The sequence below is a fragment of the Streptomyces sp. NPDC060031 genome (genome assembly GCF_042736805.1).
Classification (GTDB): Bacteria; Actinomycetota; Actinomycetes; order Streptomycetales; family Streptomycetaceae; genus Streptomyces.
This window is the reverse complement of record NZ_JBHWVM010000145.1, coordinates 1-11,279: the sequence shown is the minus strand read 5'-3', so window position 1 is coordinate 11,279 and position 11,279 is coordinate 1. Positions and strand designations below refer to the sequence as shown.

The window sequence follows — 11,279 nt, the reverse complement described above, 5'->3', positions numbered from 1 at the left end:
CAACCACCCGCAGCCGAAGATCCTCCTGCGCATCCGGCGACAGCCGGCGCATATCCCCACTCTCGATCACACCCGACCAACGACCAGGCAACCGAGGAGTTTCGGCTCAATAACTGCGCCGATCCTGGATAGAGGCCCACTGAGTCTTTTCCAACCTCACGTTGAGGCGTGGTGAAGGACGACGACGGCCTTCACTACGTCCGTGATCCGGCTTGAGGATGGCCATGGCGTGTTCGCCGAGGCAGCGGATCTCCCCGTGAGTGATCACATCACCTGCTTCGCTCCGGTCTGTCGCCTCATCATGCACGGAGCATGACCTCGCGGTACGCTGATGTCAGCTATCAGGTTGGGCATTGAGGGTCCGCCTGGTGCAAGTTGGGTGTGGCGTTGCCCCCAACCGGGTTGATGTTTCAGTACCTCGGTAAGTGAGGCAGATGCCGAGGCGAAGAGCGCATAGGAATCATCTCTCACGGATGAACTACGGGTCTGCGCCTCCGCATCGCGCGACAGCCATGATCCCACAGCGTCGGCAGCAAATCGCACAGCACCCAAGGTCTGGTCGACGGGCTTTCCGTTGAGGCAATTTCACTCACCCTTGGCGTGACGTCATCAATGACCGCGGCGAGGCCCCAATAGAATGTGAGGCTTGACATGGCGGACACACTTCCCAACCCAGCAAGCGACGACACGACCCGATTCGAATCTGCGCCCGACCCCGACGGCACTTTGATCCCCATACCTTCAGAGGCGCCGCAAGGGAAAATGATTCGAGATGATGCCCGGATCACGGTCACTGCACGTCAGGCGAACGGCTACTACGTGGAGATCTACAACGGTCCCCCCGATCCGCCGAGTGAAGTCAGCGAATTCTTCACCGATGTCCTTACCGAAGCCGGCCAGAAAGCGATCGAAGACGCGCTCCTTGATGGAGCGCCTGCGGTCCTGGGTTTCCTCGCTTCGGCTGCCGGGGTCTTGGCATCGGTACTCACAACCTCACCCTTGCTGAATGAACAATTTTTCAGAGGGGCTATGGATGATGGGACACAAGTCACGTATGTGGTGGTTACTCCACATGGCTAGTGAATGTGTGCGACAGGTCCGCCACCCTGAAGGAGACGGCCACAGCCCTCGCCCGTACCACCATGCAGAGGTAACGGCTTTGTCGTCGTTCCCCGCGCTGCGGAGCGTGAGCATCAGGGCCGACTTCCTGCAGCAGGATCTGTTGGACGTCGAGGTCGCTTTCAGAGGCTTCGGGTTCCGGAAGTAGCAACGGCCTACATCGAAGGTAGGCGTCTGCCATGAGGCGCCCGGCAAACGGCACCAGACGGCGACGAGGGCGCGACCGAGAGACAGGTGATGGTACGCACCGGTGCGGTCCAAAATGCGTCTCGATATAGAAACGGGCGGATTTGCCGCATCGGCGCTCGGCCGAGAAGGCCCGCATCATCCTGGCGTGTGCTGACGGCATGTCAAACGCGGTCGTGGCGCGGGTCGTTGGTGTCCAGGCCAAGACGGTGGGTAAGTGGCGTCGGGCTTTCGCCGCGGAGCGGATGGCTGGGCTTGAGGACGCTGGCTGGATCGGCCGGCCGAAGGCCGACCTGGTCCTGGACGATGCTGAGCGCCAGCAGCTGCAGCAGTGGGCGCGGCAGGCCAAGACCGCCCAGTTCCTCGCGTTGCGAGCCGAGATCGTGCTGCGCTGCGCGGAGGGCGGGACGAACCAGCAGGCCGCGGCCGACCTCGGCATCGACAGGTCGACCGTGGACCGCTGGCGGGCCCGGTTCATCGCGAAACGCCTCGATGGTCTGCAGGACGAGCCGCGCTCTGGCAGGCCGCCCTCGATCCTCCTCGACCGGGTCGAGGAGATCGTCGTGGCCACCCTGGAGTCGGTCCCGGGCCAGGACACGCACTGGTCACGGGCCTCGATGGCCCAGCGCACCGGCCTGTCGAAGTCGACGATCGGGCGGATCTGGAAGCGGTTTGACCTCAAGCCCCACCTGCAGGATTCCTTCAAGCTGTCCACCGATCCGCAGTTCGTCGCCAAGGTTGTCGACGTCGTCGGCCTGTACCACCACCCGCCTGAGAAGGCGGTCGTGCTCTGCGTGGACGAGAAGAGCCAGATCCAGGCGCTGGACCGGTCCCAGCCGGTGCTGCCGATGATGCCGGGCATGCCCGAACGCCGTACCCACGACTATCTGCGGCACGGCATCACCAGCCTGTTCGCCGCCTTCAACATCGCCGACGGCACCGTCATATCGGCACTGCACCGCCGCCACCGGGCGATCGAGTTGAAGAAGTTCCTGATCCGGATCGACAAGGCAGTGCCCGCCGGGCTCGACGTGCACCTCGTGTGCGACAACTACGCCACCCACAACACCGCCGAGATCAGGACGTGGCTCGGCAAGCACCCCCGCTTCCACGTCCACTTCACGCCCACCGGCTCCTCTTGGATGAACCAGGTGGAGCGGTGGTTCGGCCTGCTCACCGACAAGCTCATCCGCCGCGGCGTCCACACCTCAGTGAAGGCACTGCGTGGATCGACACCTGGAACGAGAACCCGCGGCCCTTCACCTGGACCAAGACAGCCGACGAGATCCTCAACTCCCTCGCCAACTACCTCACCAAAGTCGGAACCACCGACCAGAAAACAGAGCAGAACTAACCCTCAGGATTTCTGGCGCAGCACACTAGCGGTGGTAACGCGGTCCGGGGCGGCCAAGTGAGGCCCGAGTGGAGGCAGTCGCGGACGTACGGCCGGGGAACTCAACGACGGGGATGGATCACCGCTGCGGAGGAGCGCAACCTCGCCACGGGCCACACCGCCGTACAGACCTCTCCCTGCCGAATGCGGTCGAGGCCACCGTCGGAGGGCAGGTGTTCCACGTTCTATCCGGCACAACGGCCTCTGCGGCCAACCCTCATTCACGCCCCTAACCAGGAGTCCTTCGTCGCGTAGTGAAATAGATCGAGATGAATCTTCGCCAGTGCGGTGAAGGCTTCCCGCCAGTCCTGGCGAGCCAGTCGCTCCACGAGCCAGTCGAGCGTCTCCGGCAGCATCGCGGCGTACGACATTCCTGGGCCGCATCCCAACTTCCGTTCGGCGGCGGACATTCATTGGACGGTCCTCAACGTGGAGGGCCGTGGGGCAGGGCTTTCAGCCCGTCTGGGGATTTGACGCTTCGTAACGAAGCCCAATCGGCAACGCAGTTGTTAGGCGGCGCCGGATCGTCTGCTGTAGCGGCCGGACCGGGGAGCCGCGACCCGCGACCCTCATGTCAGCGTTGGAAGGGGCATGTGGCCGTCCAGATCGCCATCGCCGTGATTCCAAAGTAGGCTGAAATGTGGGAACGGCAGCTAACTGCCCATCTGACAGTGTCTCGTGATTATCCGGTGGCGAAGCCCGGCTAATGATCGACCACTCCTGCGTGCATGACCATGCACGGCTTCAGGGGGACAGAAGCACCATCACTTGGAGAACGGCCTGCAGCCAGCTTCTCCATGAGAAGGGATATCTGTGATGGCTATGGAAAACGAGCCTCATGTTCTCGCTGCCGATGTTCTCAGCGAGATCATTACGGACATCAAGGCCAGCAGGCCGACGACTTCCACCGGCGAATCCACCACTGGATTCGTCTTCTCCATGCAGGTCCCAGGATTCATGGTGAGTCCGAAGGACTACTCGCGTCCGTTTAGTCCGATCGGCGGCTCACCCGCCGGTCCGCCTCCCCCGCCGAGTTCCACCACGGCGCCGGCGCCGGCGGGCGAGCAGCAGAAGCGCGCCCAGGAAGCGGCATTCAAGACCTTCACCATGTTCGACGACATGCTGGTGGTGCGTGACGACGGCCGCACTGAGACGTATTCCGGCGGCGGACGGCATGTGTCGTTTGAGTACAAGCTCATCCTCGACTCGATGGAGGCCCTGCCTGTACCGGAGCGACCTGCGGATCAGCAGGCCAGGATCGATGCCGCGCAGGCGGTGCTGTACACAGGCCCTGAAATGTTTCCGACCCCGCTGTACCAGAGGTACCTCGATAATCAGGAGACCTGGGCGAAGAGGAGAGGCGAGTTCGCCACGGAGCAGGCGCGCCTGCTGAAAGATCCCGACTTGGCCGATCAGGCGTCCATCCTGCTGGAACCCTTCGGCGTCAGGGCCGACCAGGCCCGTGAACGGTTCCTTACCCAGGGCGCCGAGAAAGTCGAAGAGGCACTGGCCACCTACCTGTCGGTCGGCATTCCCCTCGGGCAGGGCGCCATCAAGCTGGCACGGAAGCGTTTCGACGACTGGACGGTGAGACTGCTGGGCGCCGTCGGCACGATGCCGTACACCTTCGTCCTGCCCAGCGAATGGGCGCAGATCGAGTCCGAGGACATCGGCTGGACCAGGATCGAGCGGGCCAGCGGCGAGACACAGCACCACTTCGAGCAACACGGCACGAACCTCGCGACGGGCGACTGGGCCGGCGGTTCGAGCAACAGCAGCGGCAGCGCCGGGATCAGCGTTTTCGGTTTCGGCTTCGGTGGCACGTACGCGGAGAGCAAGAGTCACTCCACGAGCAGCTTCTCCGACACCGCGAGCGACGGAACCGTGCTGACGAACGAGGCCAAGGATCTGTCGATCGAGATGGAGTACGGTCTGTGCAAGATCGCCCGACCGTGGCTGGTCACCGACATCTTCCACCTGCCCGGTTGGTTCCTCCGTGGCGCAAAAAAGGGTGTCATCAGCACCGGGCAGCTGTCCGACCAGGTCGGTGACACGGAGCACAAGATCCCGATGATTCCGACACACTTCCTGGTGGTCAGGAACGTGAAGATCAGGGCGCGCAGCTGGGGTGACACGCAGAGCACTCTCGACTCGTACTGGTCCAAGCATGGTCGTTCCGACAGCAGCTTCGGCAGCAGCATCAGCGGCGACGTCAGCATCCCGATTTGGGGACCGTTGAGTCTGACCGGCGGGTTCTCCCACTCGAACTCCGAGTACAAGGGTGACTTCAAGGACGAGGGCGGCAAGGACTGCCGCAACGACTTCGGTACGCACTTCGAGGACGACGCCCTAATCATCAGCGGTGCCCAGATCGTCGGCCTGCTGGGCGAGATCGTGCCGTTCTGCCCGGCCGAGGACGACCCGGCCCTCGGCAACGGCTGAAAGGGGCGCGGACGCCATGTCGGTCACGCTTGACCAGCTCAGCGCCGCCGTGCACAGCTTCTTCACGCGGAAGCTGAGCGGTGCGGTGGGGGACGCTCCCGGCAATGTCCTGCTGGTCCTCGACGGGTTCGGCAGCCCGCTCCCGCCGGGCGAGTTCGGCGTCGGCGCGACCGACAGCCAGCAGCAACTCCTCGCCCATCAGCGGGCCGCCCAGCTCGCGGAGCAGCTGCCGGCCGCGAACGGGCTCGGCAACGGCTGGTATCTGCCGCGGGCCGGCAGCCGGCTGTCGTTTTGGTACAAGGCGCTTCTTTCCGGCAGCGTCTGCGCCTCCGCCGCCGAGCAGGCGGTCACGGCCTTCGAGGCACGTAAGGCGAGCGCGGTCAAACGGCTGGAGCAGAACCAACTCCTGGAGATCGCGGGCACGACCGGCGCGGGCGGCACTGTGAACCCGACGGGGGTGAGCGACGCCTACTTCGCGACCGGCATGTCTCCGACGGGCTGGTTCCTGCCCGGCGCCGAGTCCTGGGAGACGCACCGCATCGACGGGACCCAGCCGGTGCCCCCGGCGCCGAGTCCGGTGCCGGTGCCGTCGTTCGACGCGCAGGTCCTGGTGGTCAGGCCGGAGAGTCCTCCTGGCTTCACCCCCGGCGAGCTGGTGCTCTTTCGGGACGTCGGCGAGGCCGTTTCCGAGGGCGATATGTTCGCCAACCAGCACTTCGTCCCTGATGAGTCTCCCGGCGACGTCATCAGCACGACCATCCTCTCACCCGCCACCGGCACGGTGCTCCGCGCCAGTGCCGACAGCCTGGAGGCAGGGGATGAAATCGCCAGCATCGGCGTACGCCGGGCCCCCGTGGTCGCCGCGGAGCGCAACGCCGTGCTGATGCCCGCTCTTGACAAGCCCGGGTCCATCGCCAGAGTGCGCGAGTGGCGCAAGGCGGTGGGTGATGAGGTCACGGTGGGCGAACCGCTCGTAGATGTGCAGTTCACCCACCAAGGCCTCGTCACCATCGAAGATGAGTTCGACTTCTCGGTAGTGTCGCCCGTGGCGGGCACGCTGCTCGCCATCGACCGGCAGGTGGGGGATTCGGTCGACGCCGAGCTGCAGCTCGCGGTGGTCGGTACGGCACCCCGCGCCCCGGAGGGATTCACCGTCGAGTTCGAGTACACAATCGTGTCGTTCGGACGCCCCTGGTGGGACGAGGTATTCCTGGCGGCCGAGAACTGGATGGTGCCCGGCTTCCGCCGCGGCGGGATAGCCAGCGGCAGCGTGCCGCAGGTCGCGGCCTCCGCGATCACGCTGATCACGACCGGCATGGTGGTGGTCCGCAACTTGCGGATCACGTCCCACTGGGACGACGACGAGCGGGATCAGCTGGCTAGCGGGGCGCTCAACCTTGGGCCTTTCAGTCTGGACGGGGCGGACGTGGACGGCGAGACGCTGTCTCGGCCGGGTGCCCAGGCGATGGGATGGATCTGCCAAGTCCCGCCGGTCCTTCCCCCCACCGGCGATCCGGGCCTGCCGCCTGCCTGAAGCCGCGAGACGGTAATCACCGTTTCATCAGGGCCGCTTCGCGATCCGCGCCACGCCCACCCGTGGCTGGGCCTGCCGCAGCTCCTCACCCCAGCTGCAGAAGCCGCTACACCTCCTCCGGTTGCTCGCGCACCAGCAGATTGCCGGCCCACGCCGCCTGGGCCGTCCTGCTCGGTCACCGTCACCGTCTGAGCGGACACCGCGAGGACCGCCCGCACCTGCCCGGCGAACCGGACCCGTTCGCCCACCCCGATCGAGGCCGGCCGCGACAGCTTGCGCATCTCGCTCCTCCCGCTGCGTATGCCGGGTCAGGACCCCAGAACGTGACCGTCCCGGACTTCCTGTCCTCGCCCGCCCGCGGCCCCGTAGACCGCGTGCACCATGGTGGCGCTGTTCAGCAGGCCCGCACTCAGATCCGCCCGCAGCGCCCCAGACCACAGCAGATGGAACAGCACCGGCAGAACCCGCAGCAGATCCCCAGACTCCTCCGCCATCGAAGGCGGCGGCGCCGACGACGGCGCCCTGCCCGCGACCTAGGTTCCGGTAGAAGGCCCGTAGCGCAGCGGGCCCGCCCCGCTTCGCGGCTTCCTTGTTCAGCTCCGTGAGCCCTTTTCAAGCTGGCGGTGCTGACCGCGAGTTGGGCTGTCCTGCACAACGATGAAGCTCCTGGTAGGCGGGTTCTCGACCAAGATCACCCATGTCCGCCAGGAGCTTCGCTTGCTTGTCTACCCATCCTCGATTGATCTGTCCAGCCGCACCTTGCGGTTCCTGACCGGGCAACTGACAGCCCGGCGGCAGGAGATCGGAACGCGATGGCGGCGCCTTCCTGCCGGACGTCAGGCCCTGCTCGCCCTGGCCCACCTGCGGTGCGGTGACACTTACGCCATACTCGCCACGGGGTTCGGCATCGGGATCGCGACCGCGTACCGCTACATACGTGAAGCCGTCGAGGCCCTGGCGGCCCTCGCCCCGTCCCTGGCCGAGGCGATGACGACGATCCGGGCGAAGGCGTTCGTCATCCTCGACGGCACCTTGCTGCCGATCGACCGCATCGCCGCCGACGCCCCGTACTACTCGGGGAAGCATAAACGCCACGGCATGAACGTCCAGGTCCTCGCCGATCCCTTCGGACGGCTGCTCTGGGCCTCGCCGGCTCTGCCCGGCTCGACTCACGACCTGACCGCCGCGCGACGGCACGGAATCATCGAAACCCTCGCCGATGCGGGGCTCAAATGCTGGGCGGACAAGGCGTATCAAGGCGCCGGCGGATCCGTCCGGGTTCCGTTTCGGGGCCGCCGCCTCAAGCGATGGAAGCGTCGCCACAACACCACCCACGCCAAATTCCGCTGCCTCGGCGAGCGGGCCATGGCCACCATCAAGGGCTGGCGCCTCCTGCGGAAGCTCCGCTGCAGCACCAACCGAATCACCGACGTGGTGAAGGCCGTCCTCGTCCTTCACCACGCATCAGCGTGAGGTTGGAAAAGGCTCACTGGCTCCCCGAAACAGGCGAATAACTGCCGTCACCGGATGCCGCTGACTGCCAGCCATTGCCTTCCCCAAGCCCCGTCGCAGTTCGTAAGCCGTGGAGGCTGGCGGGGGTGAGCGTGACGCCGAAGAACAGCGGGCGCGTGGACGCCCCCCACTGCCTGCACTCCAGCCCCAGCGCACGAGCTGCTACACCCGGCGGCACCTCCAGCACGGCAGCGACGCGGTCCACCCAGGAGGCGAACCCCTCACCTCGCACCGGGCAGGGCACCGCCGGCAGGCGACGGACACGGGACACGGCCACGAGCCGCCGGCCGGACACGGGGCAGTGGTGGCACGACTCGGCCATGGACCGGCGGCCTCGCACTCCGCCCAGGCAAGCAGGCAGGGCTGTCCGGACGGGCAGACAACGAGCGTCGCCGCGGAACAGAAGCGGAGCTCCCATCCCAGGATCGAGACTCAGGTGAAGGGTGCATGCGCGCGAAGATGCCAGCCACCACGCCGCCGAACGGCTACCCAGGTCCGCGAGGTCCACCGATCGGCTGCACCCGCGGCAACATCCGTCCGAGCGCTCGTGCAACCACTCGACACAGCACGCCCGATCGGACGATTTCCGCCATGCGGCCCTACTGAACAGATGCCTGCGCACTTGGCCTTTTGGCAGCGCGGCTGAACTTTCGACTGTCGCTGAACAGTTCGCCTGACAGCGGTGCCAGCATCACTCGGAAACGGCCCGCAACAACGTAGGCAGGCCAGAACGTCCAGATATTTACCTTATGACGCTGAACGGTTCACCGCGCTGCTGAACTACATGCTGAACTCTTTACTGCGCTGCTGAACTCTTTCGTGCTGTTCAACACTCGCCGCCGACTTTGTTGATGGAGCAATGCTCATGACTTGTGGATCGGCCTCGGATTGGACGCGAAGGGCGTACCTTCCCGAGTGATCGACTTCTGGTCATCGAGTAGGCCGACGTTGCACCGTCGGTCGGGAAGGCACGCCCGTGCTGAGCGTAGTGAATACCGATGGAACGACCGAGACCGGCTCCCTGATCGACGACATCGTCCGCGAGGGCGGGAGGCGGATGCCGGCCGCCGCACTGGAAGCTGAAGTCAACGCCTATATAGCCGAGTTGGCCGATCAGCGGGATGGGCACGGGCGCCGTCTGGTGGTCCGCAACGGCTATCACCAGGCGCGAAACGTCACGACCGCGGCCGGGGCGCTCGAGGTGAAGGCCCCGCGGGTCAACGACAAGCGCGTCGACGAGGCCACCGGCGAGCGCAAGCGGTTCTCCTCGGCGATCCTGCCGCCGTGGTGCCGCAAGTCCCCGAAGATCAGCGAGGTGCTGCCCCTGCTCTATCTGCACGGCCTGTCCTCTGGCGACTTCGTGCCCGCTCGGGAGCAGTTCCTCGGCTCGACGGCCGGCCTCTCACCGGCGACGGTCACCCGCCTCACCCAGCAATGGCAGGCCGACCACGCGGCGTTCGGCGAGCGCGATCTGTCCACCAGCGACTACGTCTACGTCTGGGCCGACGGCATCCACCTGCGCGTACGCCTGCGCGAGGCGAAGTCGTGCGTACTCGTGCTGATGGGCGTGCGCGCGGACGGCACCAAAGAGCTGATCGCCATGAACGACGGCTACCGCGAATCCGCCGACTCGTGGGCCGACCTGCTGCGGGACTGTGCACGCCGGGGCATGCGCGCTCCTGTCCTCGCGATCGGGGACGGCGCACTCGGGTTCTGGAAAGCCCTGGCTGAGGTGTTCCCCGAAACCCGGCATCAGAGGTGCTGGGTTCACAAGGTCGCCAACGTCGCGAACGCCTTGCCGCAGTCCGCCCAGCCCGGCGCGAAGAAGGCCCTACAGGAGATCTACAACGCCGAGGACCGCGACCGTGCGCTCAAGGCCGTCTCCGGGTTCGCCAAGACCTACGGTGCGAAGTTCCCCAAGGCCGTCAAGAAGATCACCGACGACGTCGACGAGCTGCTGGCGTTCTACGACTTCCCCGCCGAGCACTGGATCCACCTGCGGACAACCAACCCGATCGAGTCGACTTTCGCCACGGTCCGTCTGCGGACCAAGGTCACCCGGGGTGCCGGCAGTCCGGCCGCCGCCTTGGCCATGGTCTTCAAGCTCGTCGAGTCCGCACAGCAGCGGTGGCGAGCCGTGAACGCACCCCACCTGGTCGCCCTCGTCCGCGCCGGAGCCCGCTTCGAACGCGGCCTCCTGGTCGAGCGGCCGGAGGCGGCGGCGTGATGCACGAAAGGCGCCGGCAGGGGCGGCCATCGTCGCGAAACAACCGCGGCTACGTTCTACTCAAGGTGGACACCGTCGAGGACGACGCCTGGATGTCGCAGCCAGATGCCGCCCGCCACCTGGGCGTCACACTCATCCGGGTCGGGATGCTCATCGCCAACCGCCGTCTGATACCGGCAGAGAACCCGGCTGGCCAGGCTGGAGTCACAACCGCCAGCGTGCTGGCCGAGGAAACCTGGCGAGCGAACGCGACAAAGCGAGCGAAGCTCACCCGCCTCCTGAAGGACACCATCAACTGGTTCTGATCACTGATCCACAAGTCTTGACGATAGCTCTGTTGATGATGGACTCGAGGGTCTTGCTCCCCAGCAGGTCATCAACGTGCTCGAGCAGGCATTCCAGCGAGTTGCGAACGCTGGCACACGGGTGGACAGCGGGGACGGTTGACAGCGGCCGGTAGATACGGTTCTGATCCACTTCTTGTGGGTTGGTTGCGGAGGGTGACGCTCTTCAGTCCGCGAGGAGTATCTGCAGGCGGAGGAGATCGAATCCGGCACGGCCGTACCCGTCCCTCTTGATTCGCTTCACCCGATTTACGTTGCCCTCGACCTTGCCGGAGTTCCATTCCAGGGTGAGACCGGCGGTGACGGCGTCGAAGTCCTGGCGGAGGCCGCGGGCCCGACTCTGCAGCGGCTTCATCCCGGTGGCTTCGGCGATGGCGAGCCATTTCTCCAGGTCGCTGCCGCGGCGCTCGGTCATCATCGTGGCGAGGGAGCGGACGCATGCAGCGACGGTGTCCAGTTCGGGACTGCGCGACAGGAGCTTCTTGAGCTTGAGCGTGCTGCTCTCGTCCAGGTTGTCCGGGT

The 11,279-nt window shown here is 65.7% G+C and carries 8 protein-coding genes and 1 pseudogene; 7 read left to right on the top strand and 2 right to left on the bottom strand.

Annotation, left to right across the window (positions count from 1 at the left end; genetic code table 11):
- The first annotated feature begins 651 nt into the window (after positions 1-651).
- Positions 652-1,080: a hypothetical protein gene (locus tag ACFWB8_RS35275; RefSeq protein WP_385236828.1), complete on the top strand. Its 429-nt coding sequence runs from the start codon at positions 652-654 to the stop codon at positions 1,078-1,080.
- Between the two features lie 329 nt (positions 1,081-1,409).
- Positions 1,410-2,659 (top strand): annotated as a pseudogene (locus ACFWB8_RS35270) (IS630 family transposase).
- A gap of 260 nt (positions 2,660-2,919) precedes the next feature.
- Here the strand turns inward: ACFWB8_RS35270 and ACFWB8_RS35265 are convergent.
- Entirely contained in the window at positions 2,920-3,108 is a 189-nt protein-coding gene (locus ACFWB8_RS35265) for a hypothetical protein (RefSeq protein ID WP_385236825.1), read from the bottom strand.
- A gap of 406 nt (positions 3,109-3,514) precedes the next feature.
- Between ACFWB8_RS35265 and ACFWB8_RS35260 the strand changes: the two genes are divergently transcribed.
- The 5 genes from ACFWB8_RS35260 (at position 3,515) to ACFWB8_RS35240 (ending at position 10,718) form a co-directional block, all read left to right on the top strand.
- Positions 3,515-5,140: a hypothetical protein gene (locus ACFWB8_RS35260; RefSeq protein WP_385236822.1), complete on the top strand. Its 1,626-nt coding sequence runs from the start codon at positions 3,515-3,517 to the stop codon at positions 5,138-5,140.
- 16 nt (positions 5,141-5,156) lie between these two features.
- Complete coding sequence (locus tag ACFWB8_RS35255; RefSeq protein ID WP_385236818.1) at positions 5,157-6,674, top strand: hypothetical protein; 1,518 nt, start codon at positions 5,157-5,159, stop codon at positions 6,672-6,674.
- A 717-nt stretch (positions 6,675-7,391) separates the two neighbouring features.
- Positions 7,392-8,147 (top strand): transposase family protein, encoded by a 756-nt coding sequence (locus ACFWB8_RS35250; protein ID WP_385236831.1) that lies wholly within the window; start codon positions 7,392-7,394, stop codon positions 8,145-8,147.
- Positions 8,148-9,162: 1,015 nt separating this feature from the next.
- Positions 9,163-10,413 (top strand): IS256 family transposase, encoded by a 1,251-nt coding sequence (locus tag ACFWB8_RS35245; protein WP_385236815.1) that lies wholly within the window; start codon positions 9,163-9,165, stop codon positions 10,411-10,413.
- Positions 10,414-10,478: 65 nt separating this feature from the next.
- Positions 10,479-10,718: a DNA-binding protein gene (locus tag ACFWB8_RS35240; protein ID WP_385236812.1), complete on the top strand. Its 240-nt coding sequence runs from the start codon at positions 10,479-10,481 to the stop codon at positions 10,716-10,718.
- A 205-nt stretch (positions 10,719-10,923) separates the two neighbouring features.
- On the opposite strand, the gene ACFWB8_RS35235 is transcribed toward ACFWB8_RS35240, so the two are convergent.
- The coding region (locus ACFWB8_RS35235) for a transposase (RefSeq protein WP_385236809.1) at positions 10,924-11,279 on the bottom strand (356 nt) is incomplete at its 5' end.

Coding starts and splice junctions, on each gene's coding strand:
- ACFWB8_RS35260 (WP_385236822.1), top strand. CDS start 3,515: ATGGCTATGGAAAACGAGCCTCATGTTCTCGCTGCCGATGTTCTCAGC.
- ACFWB8_RS35265 (WP_385236825.1), bottom strand. CDS start 3,108: ATGTCCGCCGCCGAACGGAAGTTGGGATGCGGCCCAGGAATGTCGTAC.
- ACFWB8_RS35255 (WP_385236818.1), top strand. CDS start 5,157: ATGTCGGTCACGCTTGACCAGCTCAGCGCCGCCGTGCACAGCTTCTTC.
- ACFWB8_RS35275 (WP_385236828.1), top strand. CDS start 652: ATGGCGGACACACTTCCCAACCCAGCAAGCGACGACACGACCCGATTC.